This is a genomic window from Paraburkholderia sp. D15 (genome assembly GCF_029910215.1).
Classification (GTDB): domain Bacteria; phylum Pseudomonadota; class Gammaproteobacteria; order Burkholderiales; family Burkholderiaceae; genus Paraburkholderia.
Window position 1 is genome coordinate 25733 of the sequence record NZ_CP110395.1, and the last position, 21098, is coordinate 46830.

Consider the following 21098-nt stretch of genomic DNA (forward strand, 5'->3'; position numbering starts at 1 on the left):
CGAGATCCACGATGAATGCGACACGTCGCTGGACGCCGCTCGGCTTCGACGACTGGCAACGCCATTTTCCGGCGACGCCCTTCGCGCGCCAGACCGACGGACTCGACTGGACCGATCGCTTTATCGACTGCTGGAATCACGCGTATCCGCGCTTGCCGCGCGATACCGTGGTCGTGCTGGTGGCGGGCCTGTACTCGGAGTGGCTGCCGCGCTGTCATCGCGATGCGTTGCTCGCGCTGCGCGGCGCCGGTTATCGCGCGATGCGGCTTCCGGTTCGCTCGTCGCGCGGCGTGATCGCGCAAGGCGCGCGTATTGCCGCGATGCTGCGGACACGGTTGAAAGACGGCGAGCGTTTCGTCGCGTTGACGCATAGCAAGGGCGGCATCGATACGCTTGCGGCGCTTAACCACGCGCCGGATCTGCGCGCGCGCTGCGATGGCCTCGCGTTCGTGCAGCCGCCGGTCGGGCCGGCGTCGATCGTCGACGACATGCTCGGCTTCAATGCGACGCCGGCGTTGGCAAGCACGCGTTTGCAGGACCGCATCGGGCGGCGCTTGCTGCGCACCCGCTGGGTCGCGCAAGGCACGCTCGATATCAGTAGCCGGCGCGATCCGCGCGTCGCGACGATGCTGGCGGCAATGCCGCGTGATCTGCATTGCGTGCATGCGGTGACGTGGTCGATCGAACGCAGCTCCCGCTTCGACGCTTACCATGAGCGGCTGAATGCGCGGCGTCCCGGCTGCGCGCACGATGGGCAGTTCTATCTCGAACATCAAGTGCTGAACGGCGTGCCGCAAATCTGTCTGCCGGAACTCGATCATGGGCAGCCGGTGCTGGGCGGTTTGGGTTTCGATGCGGGGCGTTTCTGGCTGGCGTTGGCGGATCTGCTGCATGTGAGCCGCGAGTCGACCATCCGGGTTGCCGGTGACGCGCTAGCGCGGTCCGACGCCTACACGAGATAGATCTCGAAGCCCGGAATTCTCGCAGCCGATGCGCTGTCGATGGCCGCGCCCGCGCGTTCGCTCGACAACGTGTAGAGGTCCATCGGCACCCGCGTCAGGCGATAACGCGCGAGTGCGGGCCACAACGGATCGTCGTCGTAGAGACAAAGCTGCACCAGCGCGTACCGGTTACGCAGCGTCGACCACGCGGCGTCGAGCAACGCGGCGAATATCTCGGGGTCGCGTTGCTTCACCTGCAGATGCGTCAGATAGACGTCGAGCAATGCCTCGCCGGGCGGGGCGATTCGAGGACGGCCGAACATCGGCGCGAATGCGTTGAACGCCACGCGGATCGCCTGCAGCGATAACGGCAGCTTTTCCAGCACGATTCGCTTGATGCGTCCGGCGTCCCACGGCGCGACGCAGCCGACGAGATTGCCGCGCGCATCCAGCGCGAGCAGAAACGATTCGATGCCGAAGTCTGTCCAGGTACTCAACCGGCGTTCGAACTCGCGCTCGTCGAACACGGGGCCGAACGGTTGCGCTTTCGACTCCGCGTCGAGAAACGCCCGGAGTGCGTCGGCATGATGCGATTGCGCGCGCACGACGCGGATCGGTCGGGCGGGGCGTGAGGTTATGTCGTCATCGCGGTCATGCAGCGCATTGAAGCCTTGCCAGCCCTTTCGGCCATGAATCGACACGTTGCCATAGCCACGCCAATGCGTCAGCGGCAAACGGCCATGACGCCTTGTGCCGAGCAAGGATTGCGCGGCCAGCTTGTTGTCGCGAATCATGCAGCAATACGCGTGTTGCACGCCCGCGTCGCGCTCCAGATCGGCGAGCCGGCCGCGCACCTCGTCCATCCAGCTGCGCGAGAGCCGCCGGTCGGGCACGATGCGCAGATCGCCGAGATACGCGACTCGCTGCACGCGATCGTGCAGATAGCCGTCGCGCACGACCAGACTTGCGATGCCCTTCACGTCACCAAGCGCATCTTCCGCGAGCCACGTACGATGATCGTCCGCGTGACAACGATGCAGCGCGAAGTAATCCGGCGACCGATCGAAGCGCAACGGCAGCGCGCCCTGCATCGCGTGGTGTTCGCAGAAGCCGAGAATAGCCGGGTTGTCCGCGGACGACGCGAGGCGGATCTTCATCGGTCAGCCTGCTTCGCCGCCAAAGAGCCGCCGCGCCATGGGGCGAAGATTGGCCGGCGACAGCTCGCACAGGCACACGAGTTCGTCGCCGCGCGCGTAGTGCGGATTGCGTTGCAGAAAATACGCGACGTCCGGCAGCCTGAGATGCGCGTCCGGAATTTGCGCAAGCTCCGGTGTCAGCCGACCCTGCGGCTTCTCGAACGACAACACGCCGGTGGCGCTGTCATAAGCAGCGCCGAAGCGCTGGGTGGCCAGATGATCCATCAGCGCCTGTCGATCCGGCGAAACGGACAGGTCGCTGCGTGGCGCATAGTCCCGGGCGAAGGCACGCAAATACCGGTACGTGCGGTGCCCCTTGCAGATAAGAAACCAGTAAAGCGGCACGTCCAGATTTTGCCGTTGAAGTTCGCCGGCAAAACGAATCCACGCAAATGCCAGTTGCTGACTGCCCCAATGCGCGGGATCGATAATCGTATCGCCGGAAAAAATCACCCGCAGCGGCGTGCCATTCCATTCGCTGTCGTATAGCTTGAGCGTGGAAAAACCCTGAATGACGTGATCGGCGTCGCGCAGAATAATGCAATGGCTTTTGTCGTTCAGATCCTGCCTGAACAGATCGCGCTGCGCGTCGCAATAAGACGCCGAATAAAGCGCGTACATCCGGTCGATTTCAGCCGTGCTCAACGTGGCACGTTCAATAGGCGTCGCGCTGAGGCGCATGAGTCGATTTTGTCTGGCGGAGCGGGTTGATATGATACCCGACCTATTCCCGCATTCCGCATCTCATGCCCAACCCAGTCACGCGATCGGCCGCCAACTCAATACCATTGAAAAAGCCGTGGACGTGTCTGGCGATTTATCTCGTGCTATCCGGCGCTTTGTATTACGTCGTCACGCATTTTCCTTTTGGCACGATCCGTATTATTTCGCCTTCTATGCTGGATGAATGGACGCCGCTTTTACCCGCGACGGTGCCGCCGTATATGAGTTATCTGCTCGTCATGCCATTGCTAGTCTGGTATGGACGCGACAGGGCGTGGTTATTGCCGGCTTTCTTTGCGGGCGCATTGGCGACGAGTCTCTGCCTGCTGAGTCATCTGTTCTGGCCGACGGAGATGGCGCGCCCCGTGGTGGCGGCCGGCTGGATCGCATGGCTGCGGTCCATCGACTCGCCGCTCGCCGCATCGCCGAGTGGACACGTGGCGTTGCCGATCGCGATCACCGTCGTGCTGGCGACGCTGCGCGTGCGCGCGGCGGCGTGGTTTGCCGCATGGAGCGTGGTCTTGATGGTGACCGTGCTGACGACGGGACAACATTTCGTCGCCGATGTCGCGTGGGGCGCCGCGGTCGGTTTACTGGCCGCCGCAGTCACCGCACTCGCGATGCGCTGGCGCGTCGACCTGCGAACGCTGGCGATGATCCTGCTCGAATGGCTGTGCGTTGTCGTGACGCTACGCGTCGCGTTCGCGTTGGACGACTGGCGTCTCTATCTCGTCGCGGCCGTGATTATCTCCACGCGACAGCACGCGCTTTTCATTCTCTATCACGATGCCGCGCACTATCATCTGACGCGGCATCGCCGGGTCAACGATTTTCTGATCAACGTGGCGATCGGCGTGCCTGGTGTCGTACCGGTCGAGTTCTACCGGCCTCTGCATCTCGCGCATCATCGGCATGTGGGAAGCGCGCTGGACCCCGAGCGGCAGTTTCTTTACCGCGACCAGCGCTGGCAGTTCAGACCGCTCGGCACGTGGCCGCTCGTCAGGCAATTGATTGGCGATCTGCTTTTGCTCAACACGCTGCGTACCATGCGCGCCTATCGACAAGCCGGCGGCGCAGCGGTCCGTCCTACCGTACCGATACTCGCCGCGTGCGTCGTGTGGACGGTGATTGCCGGCTGGCTGATTTATCTGTGCTCCGCGCACACGTTGACGATGCTTGCGGCGCTCTGGTTCGGGCCGCTCTTCACGGTAAGCGTGTTGCTGCAGAAAGTGCGCAGCTTTTCCGAGCACAGCGGCGGTCCGGGCGTGACGCCCGGCTGGAGCGACTGGACTTACTCGTGGTGTGTGGGTTGGCTCGGCCGGGCGTTCATCTGGCCGTATCACATCAACCTGCATCTGCAGCATCATCGCAATCCGAACACGGCGTGGTACGACCTGCCGTCGCAAGTGCGGTCAAGCGATCATGTGATGTCGTCGCGCGGGCTCGTCGGTCTACTTTGGCTCGGCAGACGACGCGTTTCAGACACGCGGCGTGAACCGCAACGCAATTAGAAGTCGCGCCTCACGCAGTACCACAGCGCGCCCGGCACTTCTCGCAGCGATGAATAGATGTCGCGTCGCTCGAAGAACGCCGGATATGTGCCGCTCACCTCATCGACGCCAAAGCGCTTCAACGCGATGATCGCGCGTGGCACGTGGAAGTACTGCGAGACGGCAATCGCGCTGCGCAGGTTGTGCGCCTTCATATAAACGCTGGCGTTGCGCGCGGTGTCCCAGGTGTCGAGGCCCTTGTTGTCCATCACGATGCGATTTTCGGGAACGCCCTGGCGCATCAGGTCGCGTTTCATCGCAAGCGCTTCGTCGGTGCCGTGTTTGTCGATGCCGCCGCTCACCATGATCTCGCGGCACAGTCCTTTCGCGTAGCACTCGCGTGCCGCGTCGAGCCGCGCGGAGAGCCGCGCCGACGGACTGCCGTCCGCATGGACCTTATTGCCGTAGACGATCGCGAGATCCGCTTGCCGGGGCCGCGCCAGCAGACCCGCGCACGCGACGATCAATGCCGCGGCCAGCCAGAGGCCGACGGCCCATTTGAGTAGTGAAGTCAGCACAGGTTTTTAGTCCGCTGCGGTTGAGACGTCGTGTTAAATGCGCGGTCGATCGATTGGATCTCGCTCGTGTCCGCTTTTCATATGTTCTCCAGCAGACGGGCAATGACTTCAGGCGAAGGCAACTGATCCTTCAGCTTTCTCGGCAGTGTCTTGGTAATTTCGTAGGTTGCTACGCCAATCGGCTTGCGCGCGTCGCGCAATGCGTACTCGACGATCGTGCGCGTTTTCTCTTTGCACAGGATGATACCGATAGACGGATTTTCGTCCTCTTGTCGTACCTTTGCATCGAGCGCCGCAAGATAAAACTGCATCTTGCCGACAAACTCCGGCTCGAATTCTCCGATCTTCAACTCGATGGCGATTAACGCGCGCAAGCGTCTGTGGAATAGCAGCAGGTCGATGAAGTATTCCTTGCCTTCCACGTCCAACCGGTACTGGCTGCCCATAAAAGCAAACATGCCGCCCATGGCGCGCAAAAAATCCTCGATACGAACAATCAATGCTCTTTCCAGCTCGCGCTCGCTGTGTTGATCGCCCAACTCGAGGAAGTCGAAGGCATATTCGTCCTTCACCGCTAGTTTGGCCTGCGCGCGCAGGCTTGGAGTTAGCGTCTGGTCAAAATTGGTTTGGCTCAGCAGTGATTTCTCGTAGCTCTGATTGTCTATCTGGTGGACCAGCACGTTTTTTGACCATCCGAGCTTGCGTGTCATGCGCAGGTAGAACTCCCGCTCCTGAGCGACTTTGCAGCGTTGCAGGATGATGAGATTGTGTGACCACCCAACTTGTGCAACCAGTGGTTGCACTTTTGCGTCGCTGCGGTAGAGCAGATAGAACTCACGCATGTAGAACAAATTGCGGCGGGAAAAACCGCCCACGCCAGGAAAGGCGTCCCGCAAGTCGCCGGCCAGCTGCTCTGCGATGGCGGCGCCGTGGGTGGCGTCTTTCTGCCGCTCCACGATCAGCTTCCCAATGTCCCAATACAGGCCGACCAGCTCCTTGTTAACTGCGCGCAGCGCCGCGTACTGCGCGGACTGGATGCGCGCCTTAACTTCGGCCAATAAGGCCGGATACTCCTTCGTCGTCGTGGCCGGGACTGTGCCGGTCTTCCGCAGCGCTGGCGCTTATAGCTTGCGAGACGTTTTCTTACTCGTCACCAATGATCTCCTCGTCGGCGCTGACGGGCTGTCCGTCACCAGCGTGGAAAGCGACCATTACCAAAAGACGACAATCCGCATGGTTCTCTCGCTAACCTAACTGTTTGCGTTGTGGGTAGGGCAATGTGTTACCTGCTCATTGATTTTAAGGGGGGGCGCGAGAAAGGAAAATAGTTGTGTTGCCGCGGCAAACGGCCGCTTAGGGAAAGATCCCTGCATTCAATCCCCAGTTGCGTCGTCCGCGCAATCCCACACAATCCGCTCGAACAACGCCTTCAACTTCTCACCCCGCGCCGCGTTCAGCATCGCCACATGCGCGACCCGGCCCGCGAGATGCGCACGAAAGTCGGAATGATCGTCGCGATTCTGCGAGCGCGGTCCGTGCCTGACGCAATTGGTGAGCGTCGCCTTCAACGCATCGAAAGCGGGCCGCGCGATATTCGGGTGCGTATTGACGACCACGCCCGCCAGATGTTGACGCGCGCCGCGACGCATCACACGCGTCTTTCTCAGATTGAGCGTGAACCCTTCCTCGATCGCGATCGCGGCGACGCGGATCGATAGCCGTTCGGCCATGCGGGCGAGATCGTCGCCGCCGGAGAAGGCGAGGTCGTCGGCATAACGCGTGTAAGTCGCGCCGATCGAGCGCGCGAGTCCGGTCAAGCGTAAGTCGAGTTGATAAGCGCAAAGATTCGCCAAAGCCGGCGAGCTCGGCGCGCCTTGCGGCAAATGACGGTTCCGGTAACGCTGTCGTTCGAGCCAGTCGATGCGGTCACGGACATCGGCTTCAAGCAGACGGCCGCTGGGGATGCGATTGGTACACAGCGCAGTGATGGCGCGGCTAATGGCCAATGAGTAGCCCAAAGCGCGAATCGTCGAGTAAACGCGTCCCGCATGCACCGACGCAAAAAAATCGCTCAGATCGAAGCGAATCACCACCGCTTTGTCCGCATGCGGCGCAGCGAAACTCACGATGTTCCTGCCCCGCCGAAACCCATGCGCCGCCTCATGCAACGGAATGCGATCGAGCAAACCATGCAGCACTTTCCGCTGCACGGCCCGCAAACGCGTCTTGGGAATTTCGATGAGTCTGCAACGACCGTCGCGCTTCTGAATCGCCTTATAGACATAGTGATGCAGCGGCGAGCTCGCGGCGTGCGCCGGTACCCGCCAGCGATCGGCCAGCCAGTCGAGTTCGTCGCACCCGGCATCGAGCCACGCGGCGAGGTCCGCAAGCGTGGCCAGTTGCGGCAAAGCCACGCCCTGCAACCACGGCGGCGCGGGCCGCTGAACCGGCGGACGCATCATCACACGCACCACGCGCGGACGGGCATCGCTACGCCACGCCGACACGAACCCCGGCGTTTCCGCGATCAATGTCGACAACTCGCGACGATCGACGCTGTCCCATCGCGCGCCAAAACGCGTTGCGGCTAGATGCGCCAATCCGCTCATCCACGCGGCGGGTTCGCCCAACGCGAGCGTCATCCGCGCGACGAGGGCATCGGGCTCGGCGGTGCCGGACAGCATCGCATCGGCAATCGCGTAGGTGACGTACTGCAACGAAGATGACGACATAGGGAAGAGAGGGCGGGCCGGCCAGTCAACGCGTCGAGTGCTGCGTGAGCCGTGTTGCGCACCGCGCAAGTGACGCTCATGCGACGAACTGCGGAGGTGATGTCGATCCACGGGGTAACCCCGTAGTGCCCGAAACGGATGCTGCTCGTCTCCAGGCGTGCTTGACCAGCCGTCCCGCGAGGCGACGATAAGCGAGCGGGACATTGCGTGTCAATGCGACCGAACGTCGACCGCGCGCCGAGATTTCCGAATCCGTCAGCGCGATCGCGACTTATCCACAGCATCCTCTGGACAACTTTTGTAAAAGCCTGCGTATACGGTGTGGGCGCGTTGTGGGCGAAACCTTGATAAAAATGCCGAGGCGTCTCGCCGGCCAAAAGTTTTCCCTGGCTCCGTGGGGCTGTCCGCGCGCACTACGCAGGGTTATCGATTCGGCAGAGCGTTGATCCGTATACGAAGTTTCAGGTTATCCACAATGCAGCGCGAGGCTTGTTAACTATTACTACGTATACGTATACGAAGATTATAAAAACCCTAAAGACGCCACCGCGCAGCGAAGGTCACTGCTCAAAGCAACGGTAAACAGATCTCCGTGACAAGATCGGGAGGCGCCGTATCCTTAGGGCTATTCAGATACTCCTCGAACACCGGCGCATCCGCCGCTTCGCGATCCGACTGCACGAGCCAGGTGCCGTACAGCCACTCGTACGCCGCGCGCATGTCGCTATATGGACCCTTGTGCCGCAGCACCGCGTATTCGCCGCCTCTCACCTGCGCGACCGAAACCGGCGGACTCACCGTCACCGATGCCTGAACCGGATGCGGCAGCAATACGCCGGCTTTCGAGCGCAACAGGTTTTCGTCGACCACGCCGGGATCGTCGTAGTAAACGCCGACCATCCGCATTTGCGCCGCCAACAGGTTGTGTGCCGCCAGCCAGCCGAATAGCGCATCGAATGCCTTGCCGACCTGCATATACGAACCGACGTGATCGACCGCCAGAATCTCCATCGGCGCCACGTGACGAATTTCCACTTCACGTATCGTCATTGCCTTGTCTCCTGAAAGTGCCGGACGAAACCGGCTATGCGTGCCTTGCTTGCGATACTGCGCTGGCGGCACGCCGAACACCGCGCGAAACGTGCGCGAAAACGACTGCAAACTGCTGTAGCCGGACCGTTCGGCGATGTCGGCGATCGACATCGAACCGTTCGCGAGATAACCCGCCGCGCGATGCAGGCGCAACCGGCGCACTGTCGTGGCGACCGTCTCGCCGTACATCGCCTGGTAGATGCGGTGCCAGTGATACGGCGACAGACAGGCGATCTGCGCGAGGCGATCGATGTCGAGCGGCTCGTCGAGGTGATCGTAGATATGGTCGAGCACGCGGCCGAGGCGGGTTTCGTAGCGCGCCCGATGGGCGGATTCGTTCATGACTGAGTCGACTGGAGAATGACCGGTTGAATGGAAAACAAAGTATCACGGCGGCGTTTACCAAATCCTGCGGACTTTATCGCCGCGATCTTTGCCGAATTTCGATAACACCTCGAATAATGGCTCACTACCATCGGTTGAAACCTCTCCGCCCATGCGCCGCAACGCCTTGCGGCGCCGAGTAAGCGGCCATTACAGGGAGCTCCGATGAAACCGGAATCGAAGAGTCAGCACGTCGGCAAGGTCACCCATCACGAGTTGAAGCAGACGCTCGGCACGTGGCAACTGTGGGGGATCGCGGTCGGTCTCGTGATTTCCGGCGAGTATTTCGGCTGGAGCTACGGCTGGGCAAGCGCCGGTACGCTCGGCTTCGTGATTACGGCGGTGTTCATCGCCGCGATGTATACGACCTTCATTTTCAGTTTCACCGAACTCACCACGTCGATTCCGCATGCGGGCGGTCCGTTTGCGTATGCGCGCCATGCGTTCGGTCCAACCGGCGGCTATCTGGCGGGCGCCGCCACGCTGGTCGAATTCGTGTTCGCTCCGCCGGCGATTGCGCTCGCGATCGGCGCTTATCTGCACGTGCAGTTTCCTGGCCTCGAACCGAAGCACGCGGCGATGGGCGCGTATCTCGTCTTCATGGCGTTGAATATCGTCGGCGTGCAGATTGCCGCGGCCTTCGAATTGTGCGTGACGTTGCTCGCGATTTTCGAATTGCTGGTGTTCATGGGCGTGGTGTCGCCCGGTTTCCAGTGGTCGAACTTCACGAAGGGCGGCTGGGCCGGTGCGGACACTTTCAGCATGGGTTCGTTTCACGGCATGTTCGCGGCGATTCCGTTCGCGATCTGGTTCTTCCTCGCGATCGAAGGCGTCGCGATGGCCGCCGAGGAAGCCAAGAACCCGAAGCGTTCGATTCCGATCGCCTACGTCACCGGCATTCTGACGCTGGTCGTGCTTGCCATCGGCGTGATGGTGTTTGCGGGCGCGGCGGGCGACTGGACCAAGCTGTCGAACATCAACGATCCGTTGCCGCAGGCGATGAAGTTCATCGTCGGCGAACACAGCGGCTGGATGCATATGCTCGTATGGCTCGGCCTGTTCGGGCTGGTCGCGTCGTTCCACGGCATCATCCTCGGCTACTCGCGGCAGATCTTCGCGCTGGCGCGCGCTGGTTATCTGCCGGAGTGGCTGTCGAAAGTGCATCCGCGCTTCAAGACTCCGCACCGCGCGATTCTGGCGGGCGGCGTGATCGGCATCGCGGCGATCTATAGCGACGAGCTGATCCAGTTCGGCGGTCAGACGCTCACCGCGAACATCGTGACGATGTCGGTATTTGGCGCTATCGTGATGTATATCATCAGCATGTTGTCGCTGTTCAAGCTGCGCCGCACCGAGCCCGGCATGGAGCGCCCGTTCCGCGCGCCGCTGTTTCCGGTCTTTCCGGCGTTCGCGCTGGTGGCGGCGGTGATCTGTCTGGCCACGATGGTTTACTTCAACTTTCTGGTGGCGATCGTGTTCGCGATCATCCTCGCGCTGGGCTACGTCTACTTCCTGTTGACGCGCCATCAGCGCGAAGCGGCGCCGTCGGACGCGTTGCTCGAAGAATGACGAAGCGAGCCGCTGCGCGAGCAGCGGCGATGGAGTCGAGATGAGCTACACCGAAACGATCGGCAGCCGCACGTATCGCTTTGCCGATCTGAAGACCTTGATGGCGAAGGCCAGTCCGCAACGTTCGGGCGACCAGCTCGCGGGCGTCGCGGCGGCGAGCGAGGAAGAGCGCGTCGCCGCCAAAATGGCGCTCGCGGCGGTGCCGTTGCGCACGTTCCTCGACGAAGCGCTGATTCCGTACGAGAGCGACGAAGTCACGCGGCTGGTGATCGACGAGCATTCGCCGCAAGCGTTCGCCGAGATCGCGCATCTGACGGTGGGCGATTTTCGCAACTGGCTGTTGAGCAGCACGACGGATGCCGACGCGCTCACGCGCATCACCGCCGGCCTCACGCCGGAGATGGTCGCGGCCGTGTCGAAACTGATGCGCAACCAGGACCTGATCGCGGCGGCGCGCAAGCGGCCGGTGATCACGCGCTTTCGCAATACGGTCGGCTTGCCGGGCCGCATGTCGGTGCGCCTGCAACCGAATCATCCGACCGACGACGTCAAGGGCATTGCCGCCTCGATGCTCGACGGCCTGATGTACGGCTGCGGCGACGCGATGATCGGCATCAACCCCGCCAGCGACAATCTCGCCGCGATCACCAGGCTCCTGCTGATGATCGACGACTTCCGTCTGCGCTATCAGGTGCCCACGCAATCCTGCGTGCTGACCCACGTCACCAACACAATCGCCGCGATCGAGAAAGGCGCGCCGGTCGATCTGGTGTTTCAGTCGATCGCGGGTACGGAGAAGGCGAACGCGGGTTTCGGCATTTCGCTGGCGCTCTTGCAGGAAGCGTACGAAGCGGGGTTATCGCTGAAGCGCGGCACGGTCGGCCAGAACCTGATGTACTTTGAAACCGGCCAGGGCAGCGCGCTGTCGGCGGATGCGCATTTCGGCGTCGACCAGCAGACCTGCGAAGTGCGGGCCTATGCGGTCGCGCGCAAGTTCAAGCCGTTTCTGGTGAACACGGTGGTTGGATTCATCGGACCGGAGTACCTGTACGACGGCAAACAGATCACGCGCGCCGGTCTCGAAGATCACTTCTGCGGCAAGCTGCTCGGCGTGCCGATGGGTTGCGACATCTGCTACACCAACCACGCCGAAGCCGATCAGGACGACATGGACAATCTGCTCACGCTGCTCGGCGTGGCGGGCATCAATTTCATCATGGGCATTCCCGGCGCGGACGACGTGATGCTCAACTATCAAAGCACCTCGTTTCACGACGCGCTGTACGTTCGCGACGTGCTTGGCTTGCGCCGCGCGCCGGAGTTCGAGGAGTGGCTGGAGTCGATGCAGATCACCGACGCGCGCGGCGCGCTGCTGAGCGCATCGACGCAGCAACCGTTGCTGGAAGGCGCGAACGACTGGATGGGCATCGCATGAGCGACTTCCTCGAAAAGAATCCGTGGAATGCGCTGCGACAGTTCACCAACGCACGCATTGCATTGGGCCGCGCGGGCAACAGCTTGCCGACCGCGCCGCTGCTCGCGTTCAACCTCTCGCATGCGCAGGCGCGCGACGCCGTGCATCATCCGCTCGACACCGGCGTGCTGCACGAGCAACTGCGCGCGCTGAACTTCACGACGCTCGACGTGCACAGCGCGGCGCCCGATCGCGAGCATTATCTGCGGCGTCCGGATCTCGGGCGGCGCTTGTCGGCGGAGAGCCGCGCGGCGCTCGCGCAACAGCAAGCCGATGCGCCGGAAGTGGTGTTCGTGATCGGCGACGGGTTGTCGGCCTTCGCCGCATCGAAGCAGGCCATTCCGCTGATCGAGGCAGTGCGCCCGAAACTCGTCGACTGGAAAATCGGCCCGGTCGTGGTCGCGCGGCAGGCGCGCGTCGCGCTCGGCGACGAGATCGGCGAGCTGCTGAAGAGCAGGCTGGTGGTGATGCTGATCGGCGAACGGCCGGGGTTGAGTTCGCCGGATAGTCTCGGCGTCTATCTGACCTATGCGCCGAAAGTCGGCTGTAGCGATGCGCAGCGCAATTGCATTTCCAACGTGCGGCCCGAAGGACTCGACTATCCGCATGCCGCGCACAAGCTGCACTATCTGCTGATGCATGCGAGGCGTTTGGGTCTCACCGGCGTGGGTTTGAAAGACGATAGCGATGCGCTGCTGGAACGCGCACCAACGGTATCCGCGCTCGGCGATGAGTCCGAGCCGCCGGGCGCGGTGTAAGAGCACGGAGACATCGAGCGGTTTGACACGACACCGCCCGCACCATCGTTACCCTTCCGCCCGTTCCACCGGATGCGTTTCCAGCCACGCGTTCTCGGCATCCTCGAAGAGCCGCGAACGCGTCAAAAACCGCAAACCGCTCGGGCGCTCCAGGGAAAACATCCCGCCGTTGCCCGGCACCGCGTCGATGATCAACTGCGTGTGCTGCCAGTATTCGAATTGCGATTCGCTCATGTAGAACGGCACGTCCGCAATCACGCCGAGCTTCACATCCGACCCGCCGACCATAAATTCGCCCTGCGGAAACATCATCGGTGCGCTGCCGTCGCAGCAGCCGCCCGATTGATGAAACAGCACGGCACCATGTTCGGCGCGAAGCTTACCGATCAGTTCGACGGCGGCCGGCGTGGCGACGACGCGCGCGACTTCCTTCACCTCTTCCATCACAGGCCTCGCTGAAAAAAGCGCGAGCCGCAGGAGGTGGCTCGCGCGGACAGGGTTGCGAGACTTAGAAGAAGCCGAGCGGCTTGTCGCTGTAGCTGACCAGCAGGTTCTTGGTTTGCTGGTAGTGGTCGAGCATCATCTTGTGATTTTCACGGCCGATGCCCGATTGCTTGTAACCGCCGAACGCCGCGTGCGCCGGATACGCGTGATAGCAGTTGGTCCACACGCGACCGGCCTGGATCTGCCGGCCGAAGCGGTATGCACGCGTGCCGTCGCGCGTCCAGACGCCCGCGCCGAGACCGTAGAGCGTGTCGTTGGCGATTTCGAGCGCTTCTTCCTCGGTCTTGAACGTCGTGACCGATACCACCGGCCCGAAGATTTCCTCCTGGAAGATGCGCATCTTGTTGTGACCGCGGAACACGGTCGGCTTCACGTAATAGCCCTTGCTCAACTCGCCTTCGAGCTGATTGCGCTGACCGCCGATCAGACATTCGGCGCCTTCCTGCTTGCCGAGATCGATATACGACAGGATCTTTTCCAGCTGCTCCTGCGAGGCCTGCGCGCCGATCATCGTCTTGCTGTCGAGCGGGTGTCCCTGCGCGATCGCGTCGACGCGCTTCAGTGCGCGTTCCATGAAGCGGTCGTAGATCTTTTCGTCGATCAGCACACGCGACGGACACGTGCACACTTCGCCTTGATTCAGCGCGAACATCGTGAAGCCTTCGAGCGCCTTGTCGAAATAGCTGTCGTCGGCGTTCATCACGTCGTCGAAGAAGATGTTCGGGCTCTTGCCGCCCAGTTCGAGCGTGACCGGAATGATGTTCTGGCTCGCGTACTGCATGATCAGGCGGCCCGTGGTGGTTTCGCCGGTGAACGCGATCTTCGCGATGCGCTTGCTCGACGCGAGCGGCTTGCCGGCTTCGAGCCCGAATCCGTTCACGATGTTCACGACGCCCGGCGGCAACAGATCGTGAATCAGTTCCATCAGCACGAGAATCGACGCGGGCGTTTGCTCGGCCGGTTTGAGCACCACGCAGTTGCCGGCCGCGAGCGCGGGCGCGAGCTTCCACACGGCCATCAGGATCGGGAAGTTCCACGGAATGATCTGGCCGACCACGCCGAGCGGCTCATGAAAGTGATAGGCGACCGTGTCGTGATCGATCTCGGAGATGCCGCCTTCCTGCGCGCGCACGGCGCCGGCGAAATAGCGGAAGTGATCGATCGCGAGCGGAATGTCGGCTGCCATGGTTTCGCGCAGCGGCTTGCCGTTGTCGATCGTTTCAGCCACCGCGATGCGCTGCAGGTTGGCCTCCATGCGATCGGCAATGCGGTTCAGGATGTTCGCGCGCTCGGCCGTCGAGGTTTTGCCCCACGCCGTTTTCGCACGATGCGCGGCGTCGAGCGCGAGTTCGATATCGGCTTCGCGCGAGCGCGGGATCGACGTGAACGGCTCGCCGGTGATCGGCGATACGTTATCGAAGTACTCACCGCCCGCGGGCTTCACCCATTCGCCGCCGATAAAATTCGCATACTGCTTTTTGTACGGGAACTCGGTCGTCAGAAACTGCATCTCCGCGTGATTCATCTGTGTGCTCCTCACATGTTGAATGGGCTATATTCGGCGCGATATTTCGCTTGGCCGCGAGTGGCTAGAGCCAGAAGCGTGCCAATGCACCGCGCTGGTGAGCCGTGCACGCGCAGCAAGCAACCGCGCACGGGGCGAGGCGTAGCGCTGTTCAATCCGTCACGAATGAACGCGCCGTTTCTGATCAGCGTGTGTCGTGCTGTTCAGGAATTGAGCAGCGCACGCCGTAGGCCGACACGGCCAGGTAGAACGGGCCGGGCCGCGACGGCGTTCGGCATGGGAATTGCCTTCCTGTCCCGCTTCGATATCCGTTTGCGCAGTTCGCCATGACGATCGACATCCGAGCCCACCGAGAGACCAGTCCGACACTCACGCCGCAGCCGAGCTTTCGCGTGCAGACCTGCATCGCTCACGACGCCGACGAACAGGCGCGCAACCTGCACGGCTGGCATCAGACCTACGACCAGCTGACGGCCGGCAGTTTCGTCGGCGAATTGACGGAACTGTGCCTCGATCACATGCAGGTGTTCGTCGAGACGACCAGTCATACGCTGCGGCAAACCTGCGAGGTGCAGAAAGACGCGTACTGGTTCGGGATTCCAACCTGTCCAGCAGGGTCGGGCCGCATCGACGCGCAGGTGATCGCGGGCGATGCGCTCGCGTTCCGTCCGGGCGGCATCGAGTTCGAGCTGCTGACGTCGGCGGGTTACGAAATTTTCGGCGTGGTGGTGAAGGGCGAAGTGCTGCGCCGGTATGCGGCGGATGTCGAGCGTGTCGGGCTTGCCGATCACGTGCCGCACATGGAGCACACGGAGGTCGTGCCGATCGGGCGGGCGCGCAAGGAGCGGCTGTGCGCGTCGCTGCGGCATCTGCTCGACGACGGCGCCAAACGCGGCACGCCGCTGTCTTCGTTCGCACGCAACAACTTGCAGGCCTCGGTGCTGGCTTCGCTCTTCGACGTCGGCGCGTTGACGGCCGCCGAGCCCGTTGCGATGCCGGCACGTCCGCGGCGGCAGTCGATCGTGGCGCAGGCGCGCGAGTATGTGCTGCTGCATCGCGACCGCGCGATCGGCGTGCCGGAGTTGTGCGAGCAACTGCACGTCAGCCGGCGCACGCTGCAATACTGCTTTCAGGATGTGCTGGGGATGGCGCCCGCCACCTATCTGCGGGCGATCCGGTTGAACGGCGCGCGCCGTGAACTTTCGACGGCGGCGCGCGAGGCGCGCTCGGTGCAGGATGTCGCGGCGTCGTGGGGTTTCTGGCATCTGAGCCAGTTCGCGACGGACTATCGCAAGCTGTTCGGTATGCGGCCTTCGGAGACCTTGAAGGCCGCGCCGCTTTCCTGAAGCGAGGGCGAGGGCAACGTGTGGCTTCGCCCCATCGCCGAATTATTTCCGCAGCAACCGCAAGCCGTTCGCGACCACCAGCAGGCTCGCGCCCACGTCGGCGAACACGGCCATCCACATCGTGCCGAGACCCATCACGGTCAGCACGAGGAACACGCTCTTGATGCCGAGCGCGAGCGCGATGTTCTGCACCAGTACCGCATGCGTGGCCTTCGAGAGCCGGATGAACGACGGGATCTTGCGCAGATCGTCGTCCATCAACGCGACGTCGGCGGTTTCGATCGCGGTGTCGGTGCCCATCGCGCCCATCGCGAAGCCGATGTCGGCGCGCGCCAGCGCGGGCGCGTCGTTGATGCCGTCGCCGACCATGCCGACCGTCGCGCCTTGCTGCGACCATTGCGTGATCGCATTCAGCTTGTCTTCCGGCAACTGGTCGCCGCGTGCTTCGTCGATGCCGACCTGCTGCGCGATCGCGGCGGCGGTGTGCGGGTTGTCGCCGGTGAGCATGGTGGTCGCGATGCCGAGGCGCTGCAATTCGGCGACGGCGGCGCGGCTCGTCTCCTTCACCGTATCGGCGACCGCGAACAGCGCGAGCACGCGGTCGGCGCCGGCCAGCATCACGACGGTTTTGCCTTGCCGTTCGAGCGCGTCGAGCCGCGCTTCCAGCGAGGGCGAACAACGTCCCAATTCCTCGATCAGCCGGTGATTGCCGAGCCAGTACGACAGGCCGTCGATGTCGCCGCGCACGCCACGGCCGGCGAGCGCCTCGAACCCGTCGACCGTGACGCTGGCGATGCCGTCGCCCTTCGCCGCCGCCGCGATCGCCATCGACACCGGATGATCCGAGCGCCCCGCGAGACTCGCGGCGAGCGAGCGGCAGCGGGCGCTGTCGACATCGGCGAGCATGGCGAGATCGGTTTGCACCGGCTTGCCGTGGGTCAGCGTGCCGGTTTTGTCGAGCGCGAGGCGGCGTAGCGTGCGACCTTGCTCCAGATAGGCGCCGCCCTTGATCAGGATGCCCTTGCGCGCGGCCGCCGCGAGTCCGCTGACGATCGTCACCGGCGTCGAGATGACCAGCGCGCACGGACACGCGATCACCAGCATCACCAGCGCCTTGTAGATCCATTCCTGCCATGCGCCGCCCAGCAAAAGCGGCGGCACGACCGCCACCGCGAGCGCGACCGCGAACACGATCGGCGTGTACACGCGGGCGAACTGGTCGACGAAACGCTGCGTCGGCGCCTTGGTGCCTTGCGCTTCCTCGACCGCGTGGATGATGCGCGCGAGCGTCGTGTTGCCGGCGACGGCCGTGACGCGATAGTCGAGCGAGCCGGCCTGGTTGATCGTGCCGGCGAACACCGCGTCGCCGACGGTCTTGTCGACCGGCAGGCTTTCGCCGGTGATCGGCGCCTGATCGACGCTGGAGCGGCCCGCGACGATTTCGCCGTCGAGCGCGATCCGTTCGCCCGGCTTCACGCGGACCAGCGCGCCGATGGCGACCGCGTTCAGGTCCGTCGACCGCCAGCTGCCGTCGGGCTGCTGCACGCTCGCCTGTTCCGGCGTGAGTTGCATCAGCCCCTGAATCGCGTTGCGGGCGCGGTCGAGCGATTTCGCCTCGATCAGTTCGGCGATCGTGAAGAGCACCATGACCATCGCGGCTTCCGGCCATTGGCGCAGGAGCAGCGCGCCCGTCACCGCGATGCTCATCAACGCGTTGATGTTCAGGTTGCCGTTGCGGATCGCGAGCCAGCCCTTCCGGTAGGTCGTCAGGCCGCAGGAGACGATCGCGAGGAGCGCCAGACCCGCCGGCACCCAGATGGGCGCGCCGAGCCAACTGGCGGCTTCCGACGCGGTCGCGGCGACGCCCGCAAGTGCGAGCGGCCACCAGGGTTTGGCCGGCGTGGCCGCGGCGGCGGCTGCCGATCCGCCGGCAGTGGCGTCGGCCACTTCGGGCGTGAAGTCGAGCGAGCGCAGCGCGGCGAGAATCGATTCGAGTGCGTCCGGCGCGTGCACCACGGTCAGCACCCGCTGCATCAGGTTGAAGTCCATGCTGCGCACGTAGGGCATGCGGCTGAATTTCTTGCGGATCAGCGCTTCCTCGGTCGGGCAATCCATCTGCAGGATGCGGATGGCGGTGCGCATGTCGCTGCCGACGGCTTCCGATTGCGGCAGGCGCAGCGGGGTGGCGAGCGGCGCGGGAGAGCCGCAGCAACCGGCTTCGGCGTGGGCGTGGCTGTGGCCATGATGACGATCGTGACCCGCGTGATCGTGCCCCGCGTGATCGCCGTCATGGTCATGGCCGTGTTCGTGTTGATGCCCATGAGCATGCCCCTCGTGCCCATGGGCACAGGCTTTGACCTGCTCCGGACGATCGGCTTCGGCGTGTTCGGCGTGAGACATGGTGGCTTCCTGGTTCGATTTGTGGTCTAGTAAACACCTTGAAGCCACTACAAGGTCAAGGCCGCTATCCGGAGGGTCCATGAAAATCGGCGAACTCGCGAAAATCGCCCATTGCACGACCGAAACGATCCGTTTCTATGAAAAAGAGGGCTTGTTGCCCGAAGCGGAGCGCACCGAGGCCAATTACCGCAGCTATACCGGCAAGCACGTCGAACGGCTGCGTTTCATCCGCAATTGCCGCGCGCTCGACATGACGCACGACGAGATCCGCGCGCTGCTGCGTCTTACCGACGCACCCGCCGAAGGGTGCGGCGGCATCAATGCGCTGATCGACGAGCACATCGCGCACGTCGATACGCGGATCGACGAACTGCGGCAGTTGAAGGCGCAACTCACCACGCTGCGCGAGCAATGTCACGGCGAACAGGCCGTCGAAGACTGCGGCATCGTGCAGGGCCTCACCGACATGGATGTGAGCGCGCCGCGGGCGCGGCATACGCATCTCGGTTGATGCCCGAAGCTTGAAGCTTTGAAGCAATAGCGTCGTCGCAAAGCAGAACAGCCCACGTCAGCGCATGCCTGCGCTGACGTGCGCGTGCCGGTAGTCGGCGTTCACGGGCGCTCGCCGGTGAACGCACCGAACCCATCATCGAATCCAGTTGGAGAATCAACGTGTTTACCTGTAGAAACCAGTCCTGCGAAGCGCAGTGGGAGCAATCGGACGTCGTCATCAAGAACGAAGGGCAGGGGCTGCTGTTCCGCTGCCCGATGTGCGGCGCGCGCAATTACGTCGAGCGTTTCGACGCCGAAGACGGATCGGTGCTGTACGAACAGCTCGAAGGCCGTCCCGACTCCGGCCCGATGGCCGAATAACTTTTGCCTTCAGCCGACAGCGAGCTCCCTCATGAATAGTCCCACCTCCGCCGGCGCGCCGTTTAGCCAGCTACCGTTGCCGGCCGCCGCGCTCGCGAACCTGACGCAACTCGGCTACGTCGAGATGACGCCGATTCAGGCCGCGAGCCTGCCGATCGCGCTGGCCGGTCACGATCTGATCGCTCAGGCGAAAACCGGCAGCGGCAAGACCGCCGCGTTTTCATTGGCGCTGCTCGCGCGGCTCGATACCCGCAACTTCGCCGTTCAGGCGATGGTGCTGTGCCCCACGCGCGAACTCGCCGACCAGGTCACGCAGGAAATCCGCCGCCTCGCGCGCGCCGAGGAAAACATCAAGGTGCTGACGCTGTGCGGCGGCACGCCGATGCGTCCGCAAACCGCGAGCCTCGAACACGGCGCGCACATCGTGGTCGGCACGCCGGGCCGCATCATGGATCACCTGGAGCGCGGCAGCCTGCCGTTGCAGTCGCTGAACACGCTGGTGCTCGACGAAGCCGACCGCATGCTCGACATGGGTTTCTTCGACGATATCGCCACGGTCGTCAGGCAATGTCCGAAGGAGCGCCAGACGCTGCTGTTCTCGGCGACGTACCCCGAAGGCATCGTCAAGCTGAGCCAGCAGTTCCTGCGCAACCCGAAGGAAGTGAAGCTGGCCGAGCGGCACGACAACACCAAAATTCGCCAGCGCTTCTACGAAGTCACCGAGGACGAGCGTCTGCACGCCGTCGGTTTGCTGCTGAACCACTATCGTCCGGTCAGTACGCTGGCGTTCTGCAACACCAAGCAGCAGTGCCGCGATCTGCTCGAGGTGCTGCGCGCGCAAGGTTTTCATGCGCTCGCGCTGCATGGCGAACTCGATCAACGGGAACGCGATCAGGTGCTGATCCAGTTCGCCAATCGCAGTTGCTCGGTGCTGGTCGCGACGGATGTCGCCGCGCGCGGTCTCGACATCGCGCAACTGGAGGCGGTGATCAACGTCGACGTGACGCCGGACCCGGAAGTGCACGTGCACCGCATCGGCCGCACGGGCCGGGCCGATCAGGAAGGCTGGGCGCTGAGTCTCGCGAGCATGAACGAGATGGGCCGCGTCGGTGGTCTGGAACAGGCGCAAAAACGCGAGGTGGAGTGGCACAAGCTGTCCGAACTCACGGCCACGAGCAACCAGCGCCTGCTGCCGCCGATGGAAACGCTGCAGATTCTCGGCGGCCGCAAGGAAAAGATCCGTCCGGGCGACGTGCTCGGCGCGCTGACCGGCGAAGCCGGCTTCGAGGGATCGCAGATCGGCAAGATCAACGTGACCGAAATGTCGACCTATGTCGCGGTCGAACGCGGCATTGCGCGAGAAGCGGTGCGCAAGCTCAGCGACGGCAAGGTGAAGGGCAAGAAGGTCAAGGTCCGCAGGATGACCGACGCCTGAACGGTACTCGCGCGCCATGACGTAAACGCATGCCGCGCATGACAAAGTTTCGATTGTTGCGCTTCATTGGCTGATGCC

At 63.2% G+C, this 21098-nt stretch carries 18 protein-coding genes; 9 read left to right on the top strand and 9 right to left on the bottom strand.

Features of this window, described 5'->3' with window-relative positions; translation table 11 throughout:
- Window positions 1-11: 11 nt before the first annotated feature.
- Window positions 12-962, top strand: a complete 951-nt coding sequence (locus tag LFL96_RS00100; RefSeq protein ID WP_280996902.1) for a hypothetical protein — start codon at window positions 12-14, stop codon at window positions 960-962.
- Here LFL96_RS00100 and LFL96_RS00105 read toward each other — a convergent pair.
- Together LFL96_RS00105 and LFL96_RS00110 are read right to left on the bottom strand one after the other, a co-directional pair.
- Complete coding sequence (locus LFL96_RS00105; RefSeq protein ID WP_280996903.1) at window positions 950-2098, bottom strand: hypothetical protein; 1149 nt, start codon at window positions 2096-2098, stop codon at window positions 950-952. The two genes, LFL96_RS00100 and LFL96_RS00105, sit on opposite strands and share 13 nt — an antisense overlap.
- Before the next feature lie 3 nt (window positions 2099-2101).
- Window positions 2102-2782, bottom strand: a complete 681-nt coding sequence (locus LFL96_RS00110) for a hypothetical protein (RefSeq protein ID WP_280996904.1) — start codon at window positions 2780-2782, stop codon at window positions 2102-2104.
- Window positions 2783-3081: 299 nt separating this feature from the next.
- Here LFL96_RS00110 and LFL96_RS00115 point away from each other — a divergent pair, with 299 nt between their 5' ends.
- A complete protein-coding gene (locus LFL96_RS00115; protein ID WP_280996905.1) occupies window positions 3082-4371 on the top strand; it encodes a fatty acid desaturase family protein in 1290 nt (429 codons plus the stop codon).
- Here the strand turns inward: LFL96_RS00115 and LFL96_RS00120 are convergent.
- The 4 genes from LFL96_RS00120 to LFL96_RS00135 all read right to left on the bottom strand — a co-directional run bounded on the left by LFL96_RS00120 (window position 4368) and on the right by LFL96_RS00135 (window position 9094).
- Entirely contained in the window at window positions 4368-4928 is a 561-nt protein-coding gene (locus tag LFL96_RS00120) for a YdcF family protein (RefSeq protein WP_280996906.1), read from the bottom strand. The genes LFL96_RS00115 and LFL96_RS00120 overlap by 4 nt on opposite strands.
- A gap of 77 nt (window positions 4929-5005) precedes the next feature.
- Window positions 5006-5986, bottom strand: a complete 981-nt coding sequence (locus LFL96_RS00125) for a PDDEXK nuclease domain-containing protein (protein ID WP_280996907.1) — start codon at window positions 5984-5986, stop codon at window positions 5006-5008.
- A 315-nt stretch (window positions 5987-6301) separates the two neighbouring features.
- Window positions 6302-7660: a reverse transcriptase family protein gene (locus LFL96_RS00130; RefSeq protein ID WP_280996908.1), complete on the bottom strand. Its 1359-nt coding sequence runs from the start codon at window positions 7658-7660 to the stop codon at window positions 6302-6304.
- Window positions 7661-8227: 567 nt separating this feature from the next.
- Window positions 8228-9094 (bottom strand): AraC family transcriptional regulator, encoded by an 867-nt coding sequence (locus LFL96_RS00135; RefSeq protein ID WP_280996909.1) that lies wholly within the window; start codon window positions 9092-9094, stop codon window positions 8228-8230.
- Window positions 9095-9301: 207 nt separating this feature from the next.
- On the opposite strand from LFL96_RS00135, the gene eat reads away from it, so the two are divergent.
- Genes eat through eutC form a run of 3 tightly spaced genes read left to right on the top strand, consistent with a single transcriptional unit; the run spans window position 9302 to window position 12937 of the window.
- Window positions 9302-10705, top strand: coding sequence for an ethanolamine permease (gene eat / locus LFL96_RS00140; RefSeq protein WP_280996910.1), 1404 nt, complete (start codon window positions 9302-9304; stop codon window positions 10703-10705).
- Window positions 10706-10745: 40 nt separating this feature from the next.
- Window positions 10746-12140 carry an ethanolamine ammonia-lyase subunit EutB gene (locus LFL96_RS00145; protein ID WP_280996911.1) on the top strand — a complete coding sequence of 465 codons (1395 nt, stop codon included), beginning with the start codon at window positions 10746-10748 and terminating at the stop codon, window positions 12138-12140.
- Window positions 12137-12937 carry an ethanolamine ammonia-lyase subunit EutC gene (gene eutC, locus LFL96_RS00150; RefSeq protein WP_280996912.1) on the top strand — a complete coding sequence of 267 codons (801 nt, stop codon included), beginning with the start codon at window positions 12137-12139 and terminating at the stop codon, window positions 12935-12937. The genes LFL96_RS00145 and eutC overlap by 4 nt, the downstream gene beginning before the upstream one ends.
- A gap of 48 nt (window positions 12938-12985) precedes the next feature.
- On the opposite strand, the gene LFL96_RS00155 is transcribed toward eutC, so the two are convergent.
- Both LFL96_RS00155 and adh read right to left on the bottom strand, forming a co-directional pair.
- A complete protein-coding gene (locus tag LFL96_RS00155; RefSeq protein ID WP_280996913.1) occupies window positions 12986-13381 on the bottom strand; it encodes a DUF779 domain-containing protein in 396 nt (131 codons plus the stop codon).
- Window positions 13382-13445: 64 nt separating this feature from the next.
- Window positions 13446-14966 (bottom strand): aldehyde dehydrogenase, encoded by a 1521-nt coding sequence (adh, locus tag LFL96_RS00160; protein ID WP_280996914.1) that lies wholly within the window; start codon window positions 14964-14966, stop codon window positions 13446-13448.
- Window positions 14967-15292: 326 nt separating this feature from the next.
- Here adh and LFL96_RS00165 point away from each other — a divergent pair, with 326 nt between their 5' ends.
- The gene (locus tag LFL96_RS00165) at window positions 15293-16312 is read left to right on the top strand and encodes a helix-turn-helix domain-containing protein (protein ID WP_280996915.1); all 1020 of its coding nucleotides are present in this window, start codon (window positions 15293-15295) and stop codon (window positions 16310-16312) included.
- A gap of 42 nt (window positions 16313-16354) precedes the next feature.
- Here the strand turns inward: LFL96_RS00165 and LFL96_RS00170 are convergent, their stop codons facing one another.
- On the bottom strand, window positions 16355-18454 hold the full coding sequence (locus LFL96_RS00170) for a heavy metal translocating P-type ATPase (protein ID WP_281000846.1): 2100 nt from the start codon (window positions 18452-18454) through the stop codon (window positions 16355-16357).
- Window positions 18455-18791: 337 nt separating this feature from the next.
- On the opposite strand from LFL96_RS00170, the gene cadR reads away from it, so the two are divergent.
- The 3 genes from cadR (at window position 18792) to dbpA (ending at window position 21020) form a co-directional block, all read left to right on the top strand.
- A complete protein-coding gene (gene cadR, locus LFL96_RS00175; RefSeq protein WP_280996916.1) occupies window positions 18792-19223 on the top strand; it encodes a Cd(II)/Pb(II)-responsive transcriptional regulator in 432 nt (143 codons plus the stop codon).
- Window positions 19224-19384: 161 nt separating this feature from the next.
- The gene (locus LFL96_RS00180; protein ID WP_280996917.1) at window positions 19385-19585 is read left to right on the top strand and encodes a hypothetical protein; all 201 of its coding nucleotides are present in this window, start codon (window positions 19385-19387) and stop codon (window positions 19583-19585) included.
- 31 nt (window positions 19586-19616) lie between these two features.
- Window positions 19617-21020 (top strand): ATP-dependent RNA helicase DbpA, encoded by a 1404-nt coding sequence (gene dbpA / locus LFL96_RS00185; protein WP_280996918.1) that lies wholly within the window; start codon window positions 19617-19619, stop codon window positions 21018-21020.
- The last annotated feature ends 78 nt before the right edge of the window (window positions 21021-21098 follow it).